This window comes from Streptomyces sp. NPDC014764, assembly GCF_043082785.1.
Classification (GTDB): Bacteria; Actinomycetota; Actinomycetes; order Streptomycetales; family Streptomycetaceae; genus Streptomyces; species Streptomyces althioticus.
Genome location: NZ_JBIBXY010000002.1, coordinates 701450 through 721980 on the forward strand (window position 1 = coordinate 701450; position 20531 = coordinate 721980).

Below are 20531 nucleotides of genomic sequence, written 5' to 3' on the forward strand. Positions count from 1 at the left end.
ATGTGCGGCATCGCAGGCACGTACCGGTGGCCGGACGGCAAGGCGGTCACCGACCGGCTCACCGAGACCCTCGCCCACCGCGGCCCGGACGGGTCCGGGACGTACGCCCACGCGGTGGGCGACGGCGAGGTGCACCTCGGGCACCGCAGGTTGGCCATCCTCGACCTGTCCGGCACCGGCGCCCAGCCGATGGTGTCGGAGGGTCTGGCCCTGACGTACAACGGCGAGCTGTACAACGCGCCTCAGCTGCGGGCCGAACTGGAGGGCGCCGGGGTGCGGTTCCGCGGCACCTCCGACACCGAGGTGCTGCTGGAGGCGTGGCGGCGCTGGGGCACGGACTGTCTGCCCCGGCTGCGCGGCATGTTCGCGTTCGCCGTGTTCGACGAGCGCACCGGTGAGCTGGTGCTGGCCCGCGACCAGCTCGGCATCAAGCCGCTGTTCCTGCTGCGGCGCGGCGAAGGGCTGCTGTTCGCCTCGGAGCTGAAGGCGCTGGCGGCGGTGACGGGCGGTTCGCTGGAGGTGGATCCGGCGGCGCTGGTGGCGTCGCTGCTGTACTACTGGGTGCCGGACTCGCGGTGCGCGTTCCGCGGGGCGGAGAAGCTGCCGCCGGGGACCTGGCTGCGCTGCCGGCCCGACGGCTCGGTGCAGCGCGGGCGGTTCTGGGATCTGCGGGAGGTCGCCGCCGAGGGGCAGGAGCGGGCCAGGTCCGGTGATCTGCCGGACCTGGCGGCCGTGGTGGAGGAGTCGACGCGGCTCCATCTGCTGTCCGACGTCCCCGTGGCGACGTTCCTGTCCGGAGGCCTGGACTCCAGCTATCTGACCGCGCTGGCGGCCCGTGACCGGCCGGGCATCCCCGCGTACACGATCGGGTTCCGGGCGGAGGACGCGCGGTTCGAGGCGATGCCGGACGACCTGCGCTACGCCCGGCAGGTGGCGGAGCGGTTCGGGGTGGACCTGCGGGAGATCGAGATCGCCCCGGACGTGCAGGACCTGCTGCCGCGGATGACCTACCACCTGGACGAGCCGGTCGGCGACCCGGCCGCGATCAACACCTTCCTGATCTGCTCGGCCGCCCGGGAGGCCGGGGTGAAGGTGATGCTGTCGGGGATGGGCGCCGACGAGCTGTTCGCCGGCTACCGCAAGCACCTGGCGAACCTGATCGGGGTGCGCTATCGGCGGGTGCCGGGGCCGGTGCGGCGCGGGGTGGCCGCCGGCGTGGACCGGCTGCCGGTCGCCACCCGCCGGCGCGGCCTGCGGTCGGTGCGGTTCGCCAAGCGGTTCCTGTCGTTCGCGGGCCTGCCGGAGGAGACCGCGTTCCGCCGCAGCTACACCCTGTACGACCGGGAGGAGCTGATCGGGCTGCTCGACCCGGACCTGGCCCCGGCGGTCGACGACGTGCTGACCGAGCACGCCGACGTCTACCGGGACAACGCCCTCGACGACTTCGTGAACCGCATGTGCCTGACGGACGCGCGGATGTTCCTGCCGGGCCTCAACCTCGCCTACACCGACCGGTCGAGCATGGCCGCGTCGACCGAGGTGCGGGTGCCGTACGTGGACGTCGAGGTGGTGAGGGCCGCGTTCGCGGTCCCCGGCGCGCGCAAGATCGCGGGGCGGCAGGGCAAGGCGGTGCTCAAGGAGGCGGCCACGACGGTGCTGCCCCGGGAGATCGTGTACCGGCCCAAGGGCCTGTTCAGCGCCCCGCTGCGGGCCTGGATGAGCCGGGACCTCGCACCGCTGGTGCAGGAGGTGGTGCACGACGGTCTGCTGGTCCGCTCCGGCTTCCTGCGCCGGGACGCGCTGGCGCGCATGGTCGCCGAGGACGCCGCCGGGCAGCGGGACTTCTCCAAGCACCTCTGGCATGTGCTGACCCTCGAGCACTGGTACCGCGACGCGACCTCCAAGGCCGGCCACGACTCCCCCGCCTCGACGGCGTAGAGACAAGAGGAACTCCGTGAAACAGGTAGTGCAGAACTACAAGAGCGGCGAGCTGGCGCTGCTCGACGTGCCGGCGCCGGGCTGCAAGCCGGGCGGGGTGCTGGTGCGCAGCACCTTCTCGCTGATCTCCACCGGCACCGAGATGATGAAGGTGTCCGAGGCCGGCATGTCGATGCTGGGCAAGGCGCGGTCGCGGCCGGACCAGGTGGCGAAGGTCGTGCAGAGCGTCGCCGCCAACGGGGTGCCGGCGACGTACCGCAAGGTGATGGGCAAGCTCGACTCGTACACGCCGCTCGGGTATTCGCTGTGCGGGGTGGTCGAGCAGGTCGGTGAGGGGATCGACGACGTCAAGGTCGGCGATGTCGTGGCGTGCGCGGGCAACGAGCACGCGCTGCACGCCGAGCTGAACTGGGTGCCGAAGAACCTGTACGTCCCCGTCCCGGACGGGGTCGCGCCGCGGCACGCGGCGTTCGGCACGGTCGGGTCGATCGCGTTGCAGGGCGTGCGGCAGGGCGAGTCGCGGCTCGGGGAGGTGGCGCTGGTCATCGGTCTCGGGCTGATCGGGCAGCTGGTGGTGCAGCTGCTGAACGCCTCCGGGGTGCGGGTGGTCGGCGTGGACCCCGACCCGGCGCGCTGCGAGCTGGCCGAGCGGCTGGGCGCGGCGGCGTGCGGCGACCCGGGTTCGGCGAGCGTGGAGAGCGCGGTCGCCGAACTCACCGGCGGCATGGGCGTGGACCAGGTGTATCTGGCGGCCGGCGGGAGCAGCAACCAGCCGGTGGAGCTGGCCGCGCGGCTGTGCCGGGACCGCGGCCGGGTGATCGACATCGGCAAGTGCCGGCTCGACCTGCCGTGGAACGCGTACTACGAGAAGGAACTCGACGTCCGCTTCTCCCGCAGCTACGGGCCAGGGCGCTACGACCCGGAGTACGAACTCCAGGGCCGTGACTACCCGATCGGCTACGTCCGCTGGACCGAGCGCCGCAACCTGGGGTGCTTCCTCGACCTGATCGCGCGGGGAAGCGTGGACGTGGAGCCGCTGGTGTCGCAGGTCGCGGACTTCGAGGACGCCGTGGAGACGTACCGGCGGCTCGAGGAGGGCGAAGTCAAGGCGGTGGCCGTGCTGTTCCGGTACGCGTCGGCCGGGGACGCGCTCGCCGTCGAGGCGCCGGAGGTGACGGTTCCCAAGGTGCCCGAGGTGTCGCGGCCGTCCGGCCGGACGGCGCCCGAGCGGCGGTCCGGTCCCGTGCGGCTGGCGTTCGTGGGGGCGGGGAACTACGCGTCGTCGATGCTGCTGCCGCATCTGACGGGACGCGACGGCGTGGAGCTGTCCACGGTCGTCACCACCACTGCGCTGTCCGCGGCCAACGCCCGGCGGAAGTTCGGCTTCGGGAAGGCCACCACCGATCTGGACGCGGTGCTGGGCGACCCGGCCGTGGACGCGGTGTTCGTGGTGACCCGGCACAGCTCGCACGCCGAGCTGACGCGGCGGGCGCTGCTGGCGGGCAAGGCGGTGTTCGTGGAGAAGCCGCTGGCGCTCACCGAGGAGGAGCTGGCCGGAGTGCTGGCGGCGGTGGAGGAGTCCGGCAACGACCGGATCCAGGTGGGCTTCAACCGCCGGTTCGCCCCGCTGCTGCGGGACGCCCGGGAGCTGTTCGGCTCCCGCACCGGCCCGGCGAGCCTGCGTTACCTGGTCAACGCGGGCCGTCTCGACCACGGCAGCTGGTACCTGCGGCAGGACACCGAGGGGTCCCGGTTCGCCGGGGAGGGCGGGCACTTCGTCGACACCGCGAGCTGGCTGCTGGACGCCGACCCGGTGTCGGTGTACGCGGCCGCCCCGGCCGGCAACGAGGACCTGCAGATCGTGCTGGGCTACCCGGACGGGTCCACGGCGACGATCAGCTACGTCACCTCCGGTCCTTCGTCCTTCCCGAAGGAGACGCTGGACCTCGTCGCGGACGGCAAGGTGCTGCGGCTGGACGACTTCACGCGGGCCGCCGTGTACGACGGGCGGCGCCGGCAGCGGGTCGGCTCGCGGCTGCCGAAGGCCCGCGACAAGGGGCAGAACGCGGAGCTGGCGGCGTTCGTGAAGGCGGTGCGGACCGGCGGGCCGATGCCGGTGCCGCTGGAGTCGCTGGCCGCCACCACCACGGCCACACTCGCCGTGCGCACGGCCCTGGCGAGCGGTGTCCCGGTCACCCTGGCGGGGGCGCGATGAGCATGAGCGCGGGCTGGTACCTGCGGCGGCTGTCCCGGATGGGGCCGCAGGAGGCCGCCGGCCGGGCGGCCGACGCGGTGCGCCGGCGGCGCTGGCGTTCGGGGCTGCCCGAGCGGCCTCCGGTCACGGGCGTCCGGTTCACGGCCGTCCTGCCCGAGGGCGCGATCGCCGCGGTGGACCCGGACGCGGTGAAGCGTCTGGTCGCCGAGGCGGACCGGCTGATGGCGGGGCGCGCCGAGTTCTTCGGGGTGGTCCGCGAGGACATGACGGACCCGGACTGGCGGTCCGACCCGAAGACCGGGCGCCGCGCCCCGCTGGAGCACGCCTTCGACGTGCCGTACCGGGACGAGGAGACGGTCGGCGACATCAAGCAGATCTGGGAGCCGTCCCGGCACCAGTACCTGACCGTGCTGGCCGCCGCGTACGCGCTGACCGGGAACGACCGGTACGCGGAGCGGGTGGCCGCGCATCTGCGGTCGTGGTGGGAGGCCAACCCGCCGCTGCGGGGCGCGCACTGGGTCAGCGGCATCGAGCTGGGCATCCGGCTGCTGTCGTGGGTGTGGATCCGGCGGCTGCTGGACGGCTGGGCGGGCGCGCCCGCGCTGTTCGAGGAGAACCCGGTCGCGCTGGACCAGATCTGGCACCACCAGGGCTGGCTGGCCGCGTTCCCCAGCCGGGGCTCGTCGGCGAACAACCACGCGGTCGCCGAGGCGGCCGGGCAGCTCGCCGCGTCCTGTGCGTTCGGCTGGTTCCCGTACTCGCCGAGGTGGCGGGCGGACGCGCTGCGCGACCTGGACCGGCATCTGCGCGCCAACACCTTCCTGTCCGGGATCAACCGGGAGCTGGCGAGCGAGTACCACGGGCTGGTGCTGGAGCTGGGCCTGGCCGCGCTGGCCGAGGCGGACGCCGCGGGCATGACCGTGCCCGCGACGACACGGCTGGTGCTGCTGCGGATGACGGACGCGCTCGCGGCCGTCGTCGACGACCGGCTGCGCCCGCCCCGGCAGGGCGACGCGGACGACGGGCACGGGCTGGTGCTCGACGGCCCGGACACCGACCGGTGGGGGTCCCTGCTGGCCACGGGCGAGGCGGTGTTCGGCCGGCTCGGCTGGTGGCCGGAGGTGCCCGGCGCCGACGTCCGCACCCCGCTGCTGGCCTCGCTGACCGAGCCGTACGGCGAGGGCGTGGCGCGTCCGGAGAGCCGGCCGGCGCACTTCGCGGACGCGGGGCTGACGGTGCTGCGGGGACCCGGCGGGATCTGGTGCCGCTGCGACGGCGGGCCGCACGGCTTCCTGTCGATCGCCGCGCACGCCCACGCGGACGCGCTGTCCGTGGAGGTGCGGCACGACGGGGTCGACGTGCTGGCCGACCCGGGCACCTACTGCTACCACGGTCAGCCCGTGTGGCGGAGCTACTTCCGCTCCACGCTGGGCCACAACACGCTCGAGGCGGGCGGCCGGGACCAGTCGGTGTCGGGCGGTCCTTTCCTGTGGACGCGGCATGCCGCGACGCGGGTCCTGACGGTGGACGCCGACGGGGAGAAGGCGGCGCGCTGGTGCGCCGAGCACGACGGTTACCGTCCGCTGCTCCACCGGCGGCAGGTGGAGGTGACGTACGCGAGGCGCGAGGTGCGGGTGGTCGACACGGTGAGCGGCGACCGCCGGGAGGTGCGTCTGGCGTTCCACCTCGGCCCGGACGTCACGGCCGAGCTGGAGGGGAGCCGGGCGCGGCTCACCTGGACGCGGGACGGCGAGGACCGCTCGGCCGTGCTGGACCTGCCGGCCGGGCTCACCTGGCGCGCGCACCGGGGCGAGAGCGGACCGCCGCTCGGCTGGTACTCCCCCGGGTTCGGGCGCAAGGTGCCGAGCACCACGCTGGTCGGCAGCGGATCCGTCGACGGGACGGCCGAGTTCACCACCGTTCTCGGGTTCGACGGCTAGGGGGCTGCGATGGGTCCGCGTGGAGGAGGAGGCGTGCGCCGGTGGCCGCGCTGGGTGTCGGCGGCGGGGCTGGCGTTCGCGCTGGTGGCTACGGCCGGCTGCGAGAGCGAACCCGACCCGGCGTCGAAGCCGGACGGGCGGTCCCGGGCGGACGCCCGCACCCAGCCGGAGGACGCCGGCGGGGCGCCCGGGACCGTGGCCCGGGTGTGCGAGAAGCCGAAGCCGGGACCGGCGAAGGCCCCGTCCGGCGCGGTGACCGTGGACCCCTCGGTGCCCGGCGACCTCTCCGCGAAGACGAACGCCAACCCGGCCGGCACCACGTTCTGGCTGCGGCCCGGCAGGCACCGTCTCGCCGACGACCGGTACGCACAGGTGGAGCCCAAGAAGGGCAACACCTACCTCGGCGCGCCCGGCGCGGTGCTCGACGGCCGGAGGATCAACCAGTACGCCTTCGGCGGCGGCGCGCCCGACGTCACCCTCCGGCACCTGACCGTGCAGGGCTTCGTCGCGCCGCACGACGAGGGCGTGGTCAACCACGACTCGGCCGACGGCTGGGTGATCGAGCACTCCCGGATCCAGTTCAACTCCGGCGCCGCACTCATGGCCGGGTCCGGGCAGCGGGTCCGGTACAACTGTCTGCGCGGCAACGGCCAGTACGGCATGAACGCGTACAAGGGGTCGGGTCCGTTGCGCGATCTCGTGCTGGAGGGCAACGAGATCACCAACAACAACCGGCACGACTGGGAGACGAAGCGGCCCGGCTGCGGCTGCACCGGCGGTGTGAAGTTCTGGGCCGTCGACGGCGCGGACGTGCGCGGCAACTGGGTGCACGGCAACCGCGGCACCGGCCTGTGGGCGGACACCAACAACAACGACTTCCTGATCGAGGGCAACGTCCTGGAGGACAACCAGGGCGCCGCCCTGATGTACGAGACCAGTTACAACGCGGTGATCAGGGACAACACCATCCGGCGGAACAACTGGGTGGAGGGCAGGCGGTCCGCGGAGCGCGGCGACACCTTCCCGTTCGCCACCGTCTACATCTCGGAGTCCGGCGGCGAGCCCCGCGTGAAGGCCCGCACCGACGAGCTGGAGATCTCCGGGAACCTCTTCGAGGACAACTGGAACGCCATCACCCTGTGGGAGAACGCCGACCGGTTCTGCAACAGCCCCGCCAACACGTCCTCGGCCGACTGCACCCTGCTCGTCGAGGACATCGACCGCTGCGCGCGGCCGGGCATCGCCAAGGCGCCGCTCTACACGGACTGCCGGTGGCGGACCCAGCGGGTGGACGTCCACCACAACCGGTTCCTGCTGGACAGGTCGGCGGTGGACTGCACGTCCATGTGCGACCGGATGGCGGTGCTCGCCAACTACGGCACCTATCCGGAGTGGTCGCCGTACATGGGCGAGAAGGTGGCCGACGCCGTCACGCTGAAGCAGCACAACCGCTGGCGGAACAACGTCTACGAGGGGTCGTGGACGTTCGTCGCGCACGACCCGAGCGGCGAGCTGGGCTTCCGGGAGTGGCAGGGCGCGCCGTACCGGCAGGACGCGGGGAGCACCTACCGCGGCGGGGACGGTGGTTGACGTGCGGGTGGAGCACACGCCGAGGACGGTCGGGGTCGTGTGGGGGCTGCTGGTCCTCAACACCCTCGGCTCCACGGGCGCGGAGACGATCGTGCCGCTGCCGCGGTCGCTGATCCAGATGGTCACGATGGGTGCCCTGGTCGCCGCGTTCGCGCTGGCGCTGGCCATGAACCTGCGGCTGCGGGTGCGTTCCAGCGCGTTCCTGCTGCTGCTCAGCCTGCTGCTGGTGCCGAGCCTGATCTCCAGCGTGGACCTGAGCGCCGGGTTCGGGGCGCTGTTCCGGTGCGGGCGGTTCGCGGTGTTCGTGGCCACGCTGTGGCTGCTCTCCCGCTGGTGGGACGGCTCCACCGCGTTCGTGCGGTACCACATCCGCTGGTACTTCCTGGTGCTGTGCTCGGTCGCCGCCGGCCTGCTGCTGTCGCCGGGCGCCGCCCTGCCCGACCTCTACGGCGGCCGGCTGGTGGGCGCGCTGTGGCCGCTGACGCCGCCGCAGATCGGACAGTACGCGGCGGTGGTCGTCGGGCTCGCCGTGCTGCTGGTGCTGGGCCGCCGCACCGACCGGCGGAGCGCCGCGCTGGTGATCGTGCCGTCGCTGGCGCTGCTCGCCCTCACGCACACCCGGACGGCGACGATCGGGCTGCTCGCCGGTCTGGTGGTGGCGATCGGCTCGATGGTGCTGACCAGCGCCGCCGCCCGCCGCTGGTTCGGCTGGGCGCTCGCGTGCGCCGCGGTGGCCGCCGTCGCGTTCGGGTCGCTGCTCCAGGCGTGGTTCCTGCGCGGGCAGACCGAGGAGAACTTCACCACCCTCACCGGCCGCGCCAAGGTGTGGGAGGCGCTGCTGGACGCGCCCCGGTCGGGCTCGGAGCAGCTGTTCGGGGTGGGGCTCGGCGACAAGTCGTTCGGGGGGCTGCCCATCGACAACAGCTGGCTCGCCGTCTACCACGAGCAGGGGCTGCTGGGCGTGGCGCTGGTGGCGGGGTTCGTGCTGGTGCTGGGCACGGTGGCGCTGCTGCGGCCCCCGTCGCTGGCCCGGGCCTGCGCGCTGTTCCTGATCACCTACTGCGGGCTCGCCTCGTACACCGAGGCGGGTCTGGGCGACGCCTCGCCGTACCTGCTGCACCTGGCGGTGGCGGCCTCGCTGCTGGTGTCGCCCGCCGCCCGGCCGGCGACCGCGGCCGGACCGCCGCCGCCGGAACCCGTCCGGCGGCCCGTCGCGCGGCCGGTCCGCGGCAAGGAGGTGGCGTGAATGCACGTCATGGTGGTGCACAACCGCTACGCGTCGGCGCAGCCGAGCGGGGAGAACAAGGTCGTCGACCAGGAGGTGGCGCTGCTGCGGGAGGCCGGCCACCGGGTCGGGGTGTTCGAGCGGCGCAGTGACGACATCGCCGCCCGCTCGCTGCCCGCCAAGGCGGCGATCCCGCTGCTGGTGCCCTGGAACCCGGCGGTGCGCACCCGGCTGGCGGAGGGGCTGCGCGCCGAGCGGCCGGACGTGGTGCACGTCCACAACGTCTTCCCGCTGCTGTCGCCCGCGGTGATCGCCGCCTGCGCGGACGCGGGGGTGCCGGCCGTCGCCACGCTGCACAACTACACGCAGGTGTGCCCTCCGGGGACCTTGCACCGGGACGGCTCGCCGTGCACGGCGTGCGTGGGCCGGGCGCCCCTTCCCGCCGTCCGGCACGGCTGCTACCGCGACTCCCGGCTGGCGACGGTGCCGCTGGCGGTGAGCCTGTCGGTGAACCGGCGGCGCTGGTGGTCGGGCGTGGAGCGGTTCTTCTGCATCTCGGCGGCGCAGCGTGAGGTGCTGGTGGGCGCGGGGATGCCGGCCGGACGGCTCGTGGTGAAGCACAACTTCGTGCCGGAAACGCCCGTGCGGCGCACCGGCCGGGGCGAGCACCTGCTGTACCTGGGGCGGCTCGCGGAGGTGAAGGGCGTGCGGCTGCTGATGGCCGCGTGGGAGGCGCTCGCCGCCGCCGGTGGGGTGGGCGTGCCGCTGGTGATCGCCGGCACGGGCCCGCTGGAGGCGGAGGTGGCGGCCTGGGCGGCGGGCCGGGACGACGTGCGCTACGTCGGCCTGTACGACCGGGTGCGGTGCCGTGAGGCCGTCGCGGGGGCGGTGGCCGTGGTGGCCCCGTCGACCTGGAAGGAGGCCTTCGGGCTGGTGGTCGTGGAGGCGATGGCGGCGGGGGTGCCGGCCGTCGCCGCCGGGCACGGCGCCTTCACCGAGCTGGTCGAGGACGGGGTGACCGGGCTGCTGCACCGGCCGGACGACGCCGCGTCGCTGGCGTCCGCGCTGCGCCGGGTCACCGCGGACGGCGACGGCAACCGGGAGATGGGCCGGGCGGCCCGGCTCCGGTACGAGCGGGGCTTCAGCCCCGAGGTGGGGCTGGCGCGCCTGGAGGAGGGGTACCGCGCGGCGATCGCGGGACACGGCGGGGCGGACCCGTCACGAGGGGACACGCACACGGGCTCGCGCCGGGGGGACCTGCGCGAGCGGGATGGGGGAAGCAGATGACACGTTGCCGACTGTGCGGTTCGACGGCGCTGGAGAGCGTCGTCGACCTGGGGGCGACCCCGCCGTGCGAGAGCTTTCTCGCCGCGGAGCAACTGGACGCGCCGGAGCCGACGTACCCGCTGCACCTGAGGGTGTGCACGGACTGCTGGCTGGCGCAGATCCCGCCGCTGATCACGCCGGAGGAGACGTTCAGCGAGTACGCGTACTTCTCGTCGTACTCCTCCTCCTGGGTCGAGCACGCGCGGGAATTCGTCGAGGACGCGGCGGCGCGGCTGGGCCTGGGCGAGGACTCCTTCGTGGTGGAGGTGGCGAGCAACGACGGCTACCTGCTGCGGCACGTGGTGGAGCGGGGCGTGCGCTGCCTGGGCGTCGAGCCGTCGGTGAACGTCGGCGCGGCGGCGCGGGAGGCGGGCGTGCCCACGCACACCGCGTTCCTCAGCCCCGGGACGGGCGCGGCGGTGCGCGCCGAGCACGGGCCGGCCGACCTGGTGGTCGCCAACAACGTGTACGCGCACATCCCGGACGTCATCGGCTTCACCAAAGGGCTGCGGGCGCTGGTCGCGGACGACGGCTGGGTGTCGATCGAGGTGCAGCACCTGCTGACCCTCATCGAGGAGAACCAGTACGACACGATCTACCACGAGCACTTCCAGTACTACACGGTCGCGTCCGCGATCCGGGCGCTGGCGAGCGGCGGGCTGACGCTGGTGGACGTGGAGCTGCTGCCCACGCACGGCGGTTCGCTGCGGCTGTGGGCGCGGCCCGAGGAGGCGGCCGGGGAGCCCAGCCGGCGGGTTGCGGACGTGCTGGCCCGGGAGAAGGCCGCCGGGCTGCAGGAGCTGTCCGGGTACACCGAGTTCTCCGCCCGGGTGGCGAAGGTGCGCCGGGACCTGCTGCGGTTCCTGGTCGAGGCGGCCGAGGAAGGGAGGACGGTCGTCGGGTACGGCGCCCCCGGCAAGGGCAACACGCTGCTCAACCACTGCGGGATCCGGCCCGACCTGCTGCCGTACACGGTGGACCGCAACCCGTACAAGCACGGCCGGTACACCCCGGGCACGCGCGTCCCGATCCTGCCGCCGGAGCGCATCGCCGCCGACCGGCCGGACTACGTGCTGGTGCTGCCCTGGAACCTGCGCGCCGAGCTGGTCGAGCAGCTGGCGTACGTGCACGAGTGGGGCGGCCGGCTGGTCTTCCCCATCCCGGAACTGAGCATTGTCGAGGTCGAGCGATGAAGGTCGTACTGTTCTGCGGCGGTTACGGGATGCGCATGCGCGCCGGGGCGAACGACGACATCCCCAAGCCCATGGCGATGGTCGGACCGCGCCCGCTGATCTGGCACGTGATGCGCTACTACGCGCACTTCGGGCACAAGGAGTTCATCCTGTGCCTGGGCTACGGCGCCCACCACATCAAGAACTTCTTCCTCAACTACGAGGAGACCGTCTCCAACGACTTCGTGCTGCGCGGCGGCCGCACCGAGCTGCTGTCCACCGACATCGCGGACTGGACCATCACGTTCGCGCAGACCGGCATCGAATCGCCCATCGGGGAGCGGCTGCGCCGGGTGCGGGACCACCTGGACGGCGACGAGATGTTCCTCGCCAACTACGCGGACGTGCTCACCGACGCCCCGCTGCCGGAGATGATCGACCGGTTCTCCCGCCGGGACGCGGGCGCCTCGATGATGGTGGTGCCGCCGCAGTCGTCGTTCCACTGCGTGGAGCTGGGCCAGGACGGCCTGGTGGGCGGCATCACCCCGGTGAGCGAGCTGCCGCTGTGGGAGAACGGCGGCTACTTCGTGCTGCGCCGGGAGATCTTCGACCACATCCCCGAGAACGGAGATCTCGTCGCCGACGGGTGTGCCCAACTGGCCAAGCGGGGAAGGCTCGTTGCGCATCAGCACCGCGGCTTCTGGCAGCCGACCGACACCGTGAAGGAGCGCACGGCGCTGGACGAGGCCTACGCCCGGGGGGACCGGCCGTGGGCCGTGTGGGAGCGGGAGCGTACGGGGACGGGGGTGAGCGCGTGATCCGGCTGGGAACCGGGCGTCTGGAGCGGGTCGTCGCGGTGGGCGCGCACTGCGACGACATCGCCATCGGCGCCGGCGGCACCCTGCTGACCCTGTGCCGGGCCCACCCGGGCCTCAGGGTCGACGCGCTGGTGCTGTCCGGCGCCGGCACGGAGCGTGAGCAGGAGGAGGCGGAGGCGCTCGCCGCGTTCTGCCCGGGCGCCGACCTCAGGCTGACCGTGGACAAGCTGCCCGACGGCCGGCTGCCCGCGCACTGGGCGGAGGCGAAGGCCGCGGTCGAGGAGCTGCGCGCCCGCACCGAGCCCGACCTGGTGCTCGCGCCGCGCACCGAGGACGCGCACCAGGACCACCGCGGTCTGGCGAAGCTGATGACCACCGCGTTCCGCGACCATCTCGTGCTGGGCTACGAGATCGTCAAGTGGGACGGGGACCTGGGCCGCCCGGTGGTGTACCAGCCGCTGGCGCCGGAGACGGCCGAGGACAAGGTGCGGCTGCTGCAGGAGCACTACCCCTCGCAGCGGCACCGGCCCTGGTACGACCGGGAGGCCTTCCTGGGGCTGGCCCGGATCCGGGGCATCGAAAGCAACGCGCGCTACGCCGAGGCGTTCGCCGTCACCAAACTCACTGTCGACCTGGGGGGTTGAAACCTTGCGCGTACTGCTCACCGGACACCAGGGCTATCTGGGCACCGTGATGGCCCCGGTGCTCACGGCCGCCGGACACGAGGTCGTCGGGCTGGACGCCGGCCTGTTCGCCGACTGCGTGCTGGGGCCGAAGCCCGCGGACCCTCCGGGGACGCGGGTGGACCTCCGGGACGTCACGGCCGGCCATGTGGCCGGGGTGGACGCCGTGATCCACCTGGCCGCCCTGTCCAACGACCCGCTGGGGGCGCTGGCGCCGGAACTCACCTACGACATCAACCACCGCGCGTCCGTGCGGCTGGCGAAGCTGGCCCGTGACGCGGGGGTGCGGCGCTTCCTGTACGCCTCGACCTGCTCGGTCTACGGCGCGGCGGGCGGCGGCGAACTGGTGGCCGAGGACGCCCCGCTGCGCCCGGTGACGCCGTACGCCGAGTCCAAGGTGCGGGTGGAGGACGACCTGCACGAACTGGCCGACGGCGACTTCAGCCCGGTCTACATGCGCAACGCGACCGCCTTCGGGTACTCGCCGCGGCTGCGCGCCGACATCGTGCTGAACAACCTCGTCGGGCACGCCCTGCTGTCCGGTGAGGTGCTGGTGCTGTCCGACGGCACGCCGTGGCGTCCGCTGGTGCACGCCGCGGACATCGCCCGTGCGTTCACGGCCGCGCTGGAGGCGCCGCGGGAGGCGGTGCACGACCGGGCGTTCAACATCGGCAGCGAGGTCAACAACGTCACGGTGGCGGAGATCGCCCAGCAGGTCGCGGACGCGGTGGACGGCTCCAAGGTGGTCATCACCGGGGAGACGGGCGCCGACCCGCGCTCGTACCGGGTGGACTTCTCCCGGTTCCGTCAGGCGATCCCCGGCTTCGACTGCGAATGGACCGTGAAGCGGGGCGCGCTGGAACTCGCCGACGCCTACCGGACGCACCGGCTGACCCGGGAGGCGTTCGAGCAGCGGTTCACCCGGCTCGCCGTGCTGCGCGCCGCGTCCGACGCGGGCACGGTCGACGACACCCTGCGGTGGCGGTCGTGACCACGCCGGGCGAGGAGATGCACGCCCTGGTGGAGCGGATGTATCCGCTCTGCCGGAGCATCACCGGGGACGGGGTGCGCGCCACCCTGGACATCGTCGGGGAGCACCTGCCGCTGGAGGTGCACGAGGTGCCCACCGGCACGCAGGTGCTGGACTGGACGGTTCCGCAGGAGTGGAACGTCCGGGAGGCGTGGATCGCCGACCCGTCCGGGCGGCGGGTCGTCGACCTCGCCGACTCCAGCCTGCACGTGCTCGGGTACAGCGTTCCCGTGTCTGCGCGGATGCCCCTGTCCGAGCTGCGCGCGCATCTGCACACCCTGCCCGAGCACCCCACGTGGGTTCCGTACCGCACCAGTTACTACAAGCCCGACTGGGGCTTCTGTCTCGCGCAGGAGACCCTGGACGCGCTGCCGGACGGCGAGTACGAGGTGCGGATCGACTCCACCCTCGCGGACGGGCACCTCACCTACGCCGAGCACGTGGTGCCGGGTCAGGTGCCCGACGAGGTGATCGTCTCCAGTCACGTGTGCCACCCGTCGCTGGCCAACGACAACCTGGCCGGCATCGCGGTGGCCACGTTCCTCGCCCGGTCGCTGGCCGAGGCCACGCCGTACCACACGTACCGGTTCCTGTTCGCGCCCGGCACCATCGGGGCGATCACCTGGCTGGCCCGCAACGCCGGCCGGGTGGAGCGGGTGAAGCACGGGCTGGTGCTGGCCTGCGCGGGCGACCGCGGCTCGCTGACCTACAAGCGCAGCAGGCGCGGGTACGCGGAGATCGACCGGGTGACGCGGTACGTGCTGGAGACCTCAGGACGCCCGCACGAGATAAGGGAGTTCACCCCGTACGGCTACGACGAGCGGCAGTTCTGCTCGCCGGGCTTCGACCTCGGGGTCGGGTCGCTCAGCCGGACCCCGTACGCCGGCTACCCGGAGTACCACACCTCGGCGGACGACCTGGACTTCGTGACGCCGGAGGCGATGGAGGACACCCTCGCCGTCTGCCGGGAGGTGTTCGCCGTGCTCGACCGCAACCGGCGGTACGTCAACCTCAGCCCTTACGGGGAGCCGCAGTTGGGGCGGCGCGGGCTCTACGGGGCGCTCGGCGGCCGCAGCGACGCGCAGGAGGCCCAGATGGCGATGCTGTGGGTGCTCAGCCTCTCCGACGGCGAGCACGCTCTGCTGGACGTGGCGGAGCGGGCCGGTCTTCCGTTCGACACCGTCGTCGCGGCGGCCGACGCCCTGCACGGCGCCGGGCTGGTCAAGGCGTGAGGCCGATGGCCGCCGAGGAGGACAGGACGACGACGGCGCCGGAGCGGCCGGCCCGCACCGTGACGCGGGCCGTCGCGGGGCGGCTGTCGTGGGGACTGGCCGACCAGGCGGCCTCCAGCCTGTCCAACTTCGCCGTGGGCGTGTACGTGGCTCGCTCCCTGGGGCTGACCGCGTTCGGCGTGTTCAGCCTGGCCTGGGTGACCTACGGCGTGGTGCTCAGCGTCTCCCGAGGCCTGGCCACCGACCCGCTCGTGGTGCGGTTCAGCGGAGTGTCCGAGGCGTCCTGGCGGCAGGCGGTGTCCCGCTCCACGGGCACCTCGCTGGGCGTCGGCGCGGTCATCGGCGCGCTGTGCGTGGCCTTCTGGCCGCTGCTCGGCGGCAGCGTGGGCGCCGCGTTCGCCTGCCTGGGCGTGGTGCTGCCCGGGCTGCTGCTCCAGGACGCGTGGCGGTACTCGTTCTTCGCGGCCGGCGTCGGCCGGAAGGCGTTCGTCAACGACGTGGTGTGGGGCGTGGCGCTGATCCCCGCCATGGTCGTGGCGGCGCAGGCGGGCACGGTGCCCGCGTTCGTGCTCGCCTGGGGCGGCTCGGCCGCGGTGGCGGGGGTGTACGGCTGGGCGCAGTCCGGCATCCGGCCGCGGCTCACCGGGGCCCGGGTGTGGATCCGCGACCACCGTGACCTCGGCTACCGCTACCTGGTCGAGAACACCTGCGTGAGCGGCGCGGGCCAGCTCCGCGCGTACGGGCTCGGCGCCATCGTCGGCGTCGGCGCGGTCGGCGTCGTCCGGGGCGCCGAACTGCTGCAGGGCCCGTTCCTGGCGGTGCTGATGGGCCTGACGCTGGTCACCGTGGCCGAGGCGGCGCGGATGCTGCGGCAGGCCCCGCACCGGCTCGGCCGGTTCTGTCTGTTCCTGGGCGGCGGCCAGGCGGTCGCCGCCCTGCTGTGGGGCGGCGTGCTGCTGCTGCTGCCGGACCGGGCGGGGGACCTGGTTCTCGGCGACGTCTGGCCCGCCGCCAAGGAGCTCATCGTTCCGGCCACCCTCAGTGTCGCGGGGGCCGGTGTCGGTACCGGAGCAGCCGCCGGGCTGCGCGCGCTCGGCGCGGCCCGGCTCAGTCTCCGGTGCCAGATCTTCGCCTCCGTGTGCTACGTGGGCCTCGGTATCGGCGGTGCGGCCCTCGGCGGCACCGTCGGCTCGGCCTGGGGCGCGGCCGTCGCGTCCGTGTGCGGTTCGGCCGCGTGGTGGCTGCATCTGAGGATCGCCCTGCGCGAGCACCACCGAGATCTCTCATCCGTGAAGTGAGGACGTCATGACCGCGCAACCCCGGCTGAGCATCGGCCTACCCGTGTACAACGGCGAGGAGTACCTCGCCGAGTCGCTGGAGGCCCTGCTCGGCCAGACGTACGAGGACTTCGAGTTGGTCATCACCGACAACGCGTCGACCGACGGGACCGAGGACGTCTGCCGCCGCTACGCCGAGCAGGACTCCCGGATCCGGTACATCCGGCTGTCCCGGAACATCGGCGCCGCGCCGAACCACAACTACGTCTTCACCCAGTGCCGCGGCGAGCTGTTCAAGTGGGCCTCGCACGACGACCTGTACGCCCGTGACCTGCTGAAGCGCTGCGTGGAGGCGCTGGACGAGCACCCGGACGTGATCCTCGCCCACAGCGACCAGGCCGTCATCGACGAGGACGGCAAGGTCAAGGTGCCGTACGCGTACACACTGAACACCTCCTCGCCGCACGCCCCGGAGCGGTTCCGCAGCCTGCTGTTCGAGCCCGGCGGCGACGACTTCTACGGCGTGATGCGCGCCGACGTGCTGCGCCGGGTCAGACCGCACGACAGCTACCACCACGCGGACCGCACGTTCGTCGCCGAGATCACCCTGCACGGCCGCTTCCACCAGGTGCCGGAGCTGCTGTACTTCCGACGCGACCACCCCACCCGCGCCGAGCGGGCCAACCCCTCCAAGCGCGCCCGCTGCGTCAACCTGGACCCACGCCGCGCGGGACCGCTGCACCCGACGCCCCGCCTCCTCGCCGAGTACGTGTGGGGATTCGTCTCGGCGGTGAAACGGGCGCCGCTGTCCCCCGCCGACCGGCGCGCCTGCTACCGGCATCTGGCCTCGTGGGCGACCAGCAGGGTCCGCCCGGGCGCCGGGGAGCGGGTCGAGGACCGGGCCCCGGTGGACCCGGCCGCGCTGGACATCTCCGTCGACGCCCTGGTCGCCGGCCGCGAGAGGGGTGCCGCGTGACGTCTCCGCGAGTGGGCCTCTTCGGTCTGTTCGGCTCCGGGAACGTCGGCAACGACGGCTCGCTGGTGGCGGTGCTGGACCATCTGCGCGCGGCTCGTCCGGACGCGGCGGTGGACGCCCTGTGCGGCGGCCCCGAGACCGTGACGGCCCGGTACGGCATACCCGCGGCACGGCTCCACTGGTTCCGCGGCGAGTACCGCACCGCGGCGCGCCCGGACGACGTCGTGGGCAAGGGCGTGGGCAAGCTGGTGGACGCCTTCCGCATCGCGGCCTGGGTGCGCCGGCACGACGTGGTGCTCGTCCCCGGCACCGGCATCCTGGAGAGCACGCTGCCGCTGCGGCCGTGGGGCATGCCGTACTCGCTGTTCCTGGTGTGCGCGGCGGGCCGGTTGCTGGGCACGCCGGTCGCGCTGGTCGGGGTCGGGGCGTCCGAGACCGGCAGCCGGCCGGTGCGGGCGCTGACCCGGTGGGCGGCGCGGCTGGCCGCCTACCGGTCCTACCGGGACACGCTGTCGCGGGACGCGATACGGGCGATGGGCGTGGACACCCGGCACGACGAGGTGTACGCGGACCTGGTGTTCGCCCTGCCGACTCCCCCGCCCGGCGACTCCTCGGGGCCGCCCGGACCGGTGTGCGTGGGCGTCATGGACTTCGGCGGCAGCAACGACGAGCGGGACAGGGCGGACGAACTGCGCCGCCGCTACCTGGACGGCATGACGCGGTTCGTGCGCGCGCTGGCCGCGGAGGGCAGGCCGGTGCGGCTGCTCACCGGCGACGACGTGGACCGGCCGGTGACCGAGGCGATCCTCGAGGCGGTCGACTCGCCGCTGGTCACCGCCGCCGCGACGGCGTCGCTGGGCGATCTGATGAAGGAGATGGCGGTCGCGGACACGGTGGTGGCGACCCGCTACCACAACCTGGTGTGCGCGCTGAAGGTCGGCACCCCTGCGCTGGCCGTCAGCTACGCGTCGAAGAGCGACCGGCTGATGGCCGACATGGGGCTGGGCGAGCACTGCCACCCGGCGCGGGACATCGACGCCGGCCGGCTGCTGGAGCAGTTCCGCGAGCTGGAGCGGAACCGGGCGGAGGTCAGGCGGACCCTCGCCGAGGGCAGCCCGGTGCCGGCCGGGCGGGTCCGCCGGCAGTTCGAGGCGCTGAACGCGCTCTTACCGGCGTCCGGCGCCGCACCCGACCCTGCACGACAGGAGACCCCATGAAGGTGACCGAGGTCCCGGCGATCGCCGGGGCATTTCTGTTCGAGCCGACTCCGTTCACCGATGAACGAGGCTTCTTCTGCCGCACGTTCGACGCGGACCTGGCGCGTTCCGTGGGCATCGACCCGGACGCCTTCGTCCAGGACAGCCTGTCCCGTTCGGTGCGGGGCGTGGTGCGCGGCATGCATCTGCGGTCCGGGAAGGGCGAGGCCAAGCTGGTGCGCTGCTCCTACGGCCGGATCTTCGACGTGGTGGTGGACCTGCGCCCCGGCTCGCCGACATATCTGCGCCGGGCCACGTTCGAGCTGTCCGGCGACACGCAGGCCACGCTGTACGTGCCGGCGGGCTGCGCGCACGGCTTCCAGGCGCTGACGGAGACCGCCGACACGTCGTACCGGATCGACCGCGAGCACGACCCCTCGGAGGACGTGACGATCGCCTTCGACGACCCCGGACTGGCCGTCCCCTGGCCGCTGCCGGTCACGGTGGCGTCCGAACGCGACCGCAAGGCGCCTGGGCTGGCCGAGGTGCTGAGAACGCTGGAGGTGAAGGTGCCATGAGCGGCGAGGAGTTGAGCCTGTCCCGGTCGCGGGCGGTGAACGAGCGGCTGCACGCGGCGGTTCCGGGCGGGTCGCACACGTACGCCAAGGGCGACGACCAGTACCCGCATGACCTGGCCCCGGTCATCGACCACGGCCGCGGCGCGCACGTGTGGGACGTCGACGGCAACGAGTACGTCGAGTACGGCTCGGGGCTGCGCTCGGTGAGCCTCGGGCACGCCCATCCGCGGGTGCTGGAGGCGGTGCGGCGGGAGCTGGACCGGGGCAGCAACTTCGTGCGCCCGTCGGTGGTGGAGGCGGAAGCGGCGGAGCGGTTCCTCGCGACGGTGCCCACCGCCGAGATGGTGAAGTTCGCGAAGAACGGCTCCGACGCGACGACGGCGGCGGTGCGGCTCGCGCGCGCCGTCACCGGGCGCGCGCGGGTGGCGCTCTGCGCGGACCACCCGTTCTTCTCGGTGGACGACTGGTTCATCGGCACCACGCCCATGTCGGCGGGCATCCCGTCGGACACCACGGACCTGACGGTGACGTTCCCCTACGGCGATCTCGCCGCCGTGGAGGCGCTGTTCGACCGGTACCCGGACGAGATCGCCTGCCTGATCCTGGAGCCGGCCACCCAGGCCGAGCCGCCGCCGGGTTACCTCGAAGGGCTGCGTGACCTCGCGCACCGCCACGGCAGCGTTCTGGTCTTCGACGAGATGATCACCGGCTTCCGCTGGTCGGAGGCGGGCGCGCAGGGCCTGTACGGGGTGACTCCGGACCTCTCCACCTTCGGCAAGGCGCTGGGCAACGGCTTCGCGGTGTCCGCGCTGGCCGGGCGCCGCGAGCTGATGGAGTGGGGCGGACTGCGGCACGACGGCGACCGGGTGTTCCTGCTGTCCACCACGCACGGCGCGGAGACGCACGCCCTGGCGGCGGCGATGGCCGTGCAGACGACCTACGTCGAGGAGGGCGTCACCGCCCGGCTGCACGCGCTCGGCGAGCGGCTGGCCGCGGGCGTCCGGGACGCGGCGGCCGCGATGGGCGTCGCCGACCATGTCGTGGTCCGGGGTCGCGCCAGCAACCTGGTCTTCGCGACGCTGGACGCGCGGGGGCGGCCGTCGCAGGAGTACCGGACGCTGTTCCTGCGGCGCCTGCTGACGGGCGGCGTGCTGGCCCCGTCGTTCGTGGTGAGCAGCGCGCTGGAGGAGGCCGACATCGACCGCACGGTGGACGTGGTCGGCCAGGCGTGCGCGGTGTACCGCAAGGCGCTGGACGCCGGCGATCCGACGCCGTGGCTGGGGGGACGGCCGGTGCGGCCGGTGTTCCGGCGGAGGGTGTGAGGCGCCGGGTCGT

The 20531-nt window shown here is 73.3% G+C and carries 16 protein-coding genes; all 16 read left to right on the forward strand.

Annotated features, from left to right (window positions below):
- Genes asnB through ACF1AG_RS08250 form a run of 16 tightly spaced genes read left to right on the forward strand, consistent with a single transcriptional unit; the run spans window position 1 to window position 20518 of the window.
- A complete protein-coding gene (asnB, locus tag ACF1AG_RS08175; protein ID WP_359599345.1) occupies window positions 1-1938 on the forward strand; it encodes an asparagine synthase (glutamine-hydrolyzing) in 1938 nt (645 codons plus the stop codon).
- A 16-nt stretch (window positions 1939-1954) separates the two neighbouring features.
- Complete coding sequence (locus ACF1AG_RS08180; protein WP_359599346.1) at window positions 1955-4153, forward strand: bi-domain-containing oxidoreductase; 2199 nt, start codon at window positions 1955-1957, stop codon at window positions 4151-4153.
- Entirely contained in the window at window positions 4150-6093 is a 1944-nt protein-coding gene (locus ACF1AG_RS08185) for an alginate lyase family protein (protein ID WP_359599347.1), read from the forward strand. The genes ACF1AG_RS08180 and ACF1AG_RS08185 overlap by 4 nt, the downstream gene beginning before the upstream one ends.
- A 9-nt stretch (window positions 6094-6102) precedes the next feature.
- Window positions 6103-7683, forward strand: coding sequence for a right-handed parallel beta-helix repeat-containing protein (locus tag ACF1AG_RS08190; RefSeq protein ID WP_359599348.1), 1581 nt, complete (start codon window positions 6103-6105; stop codon window positions 7681-7683).
- On the forward strand, window positions 7676-8929 hold the full coding sequence (locus ACF1AG_RS08195) for an O-antigen ligase domain-containing protein (RefSeq protein WP_387795632.1): 1254 nt from the start codon (window positions 7676-7678) through the stop codon (window positions 8927-8929). Before ACF1AG_RS08190 ends, ACF1AG_RS08195 begins: the two co-directional genes overlap by 8 nt.
- Entirely contained in the window at window positions 8930-10195 is a 1266-nt protein-coding gene (locus ACF1AG_RS08200; protein ID WP_359599350.1) for a glycosyltransferase, read from the forward strand.
- Window positions 10192-11427 carry a class I SAM-dependent methyltransferase gene (locus tag ACF1AG_RS08205; protein ID WP_359599351.1) on the forward strand — a complete coding sequence of 412 codons (1236 nt, stop codon included), beginning with the start codon at window positions 10192-10194 and terminating at the stop codon, window positions 11425-11427. Before ACF1AG_RS08200 ends, ACF1AG_RS08205 begins: the two co-directional genes overlap by 4 nt.
- Window positions 11424-12224 carry a glucose-1-phosphate cytidylyltransferase gene (locus ACF1AG_RS08210; RefSeq protein WP_359599352.1) on the forward strand — a complete coding sequence of 267 codons (801 nt, stop codon included), beginning with the start codon at window positions 11424-11426 and terminating at the stop codon, window positions 12222-12224. The genes ACF1AG_RS08205 and ACF1AG_RS08210 overlap by 4 nt, the downstream gene beginning before the upstream one ends.
- Window positions 12221-12868 carry a PIG-L deacetylase family protein gene (locus ACF1AG_RS08215; RefSeq protein ID WP_391809496.1) on the forward strand — a complete coding sequence of 216 codons (648 nt, stop codon included), beginning with the start codon at window positions 12221-12223 and terminating at the stop codon, window positions 12866-12868. Before ACF1AG_RS08210 ends, ACF1AG_RS08215 begins: the two co-directional genes overlap by 4 nt.
- 4 nt (window positions 12869-12872) lie before the next feature.
- The gene (locus tag ACF1AG_RS08220) at window positions 12873-13898 is read left to right on the forward strand and encodes an NAD-dependent epimerase/dehydratase family protein (RefSeq protein WP_391809497.1); all 1026 of its coding nucleotides are present in this window, start codon (window positions 12873-12875) and stop codon (window positions 13896-13898) included.
- The gene (locus ACF1AG_RS08225) at window positions 13886-15169 is read left to right on the forward strand and encodes a DUF4910 domain-containing protein (protein ID WP_391809498.1); all 1284 of its coding nucleotides are present in this window, start codon (window positions 13886-13888) and stop codon (window positions 15167-15169) included. The genes ACF1AG_RS08220 and ACF1AG_RS08225 overlap by 13 nt, the downstream gene beginning before the upstream one ends.
- 5 nt (window positions 15170-15174) lie before the next feature.
- The gene (locus ACF1AG_RS08230; RefSeq protein ID WP_391809499.1) at window positions 15175-16467 is read left to right on the forward strand and encodes a hypothetical protein; all 1293 of its coding nucleotides are present in this window, start codon (window positions 15175-15177) and stop codon (window positions 16465-16467) included.
- Between the two features lie 7 nt (window positions 16468-16474).
- Window positions 16475-17422, forward strand: coding sequence for a glycosyltransferase family 2 protein (locus ACF1AG_RS08235; protein WP_391809500.1), 948 nt, complete (start codon window positions 16475-16477; stop codon window positions 17420-17422).
- A gap of 11 nt (window positions 17423-17433) precedes the next feature.
- Window positions 17434-18639 carry a polysaccharide pyruvyl transferase family protein gene (locus tag ACF1AG_RS08240; RefSeq protein ID WP_391809532.1) on the forward strand — a complete coding sequence of 402 codons (1206 nt, stop codon included), beginning with the start codon at window positions 17434-17436 and terminating at the stop codon, window positions 18637-18639.
- Window positions 18636-19196, forward strand: a complete 561-nt coding sequence (gene rfbC / locus ACF1AG_RS08245; RefSeq protein WP_359599362.1) for a dTDP-4-dehydrorhamnose 3,5-epimerase — start codon at window positions 18636-18638, stop codon at window positions 19194-19196. The genes ACF1AG_RS08240 and rfbC overlap by 4 nt, the downstream gene beginning before the upstream one ends.
- Window positions 19193-20518 carry a glutamate-1-semialdehyde 2,1-aminomutase gene (locus ACF1AG_RS08250; RefSeq protein WP_359599364.1) on the forward strand — a complete coding sequence of 442 codons (1326 nt, stop codon included), beginning with the start codon at window positions 19193-19195 and terminating at the stop codon, window positions 20516-20518. Before rfbC ends, ACF1AG_RS08250 begins: the two co-directional genes overlap by 4 nt.
- Window positions 20519-20531: the final 13 nt, after the last annotated feature.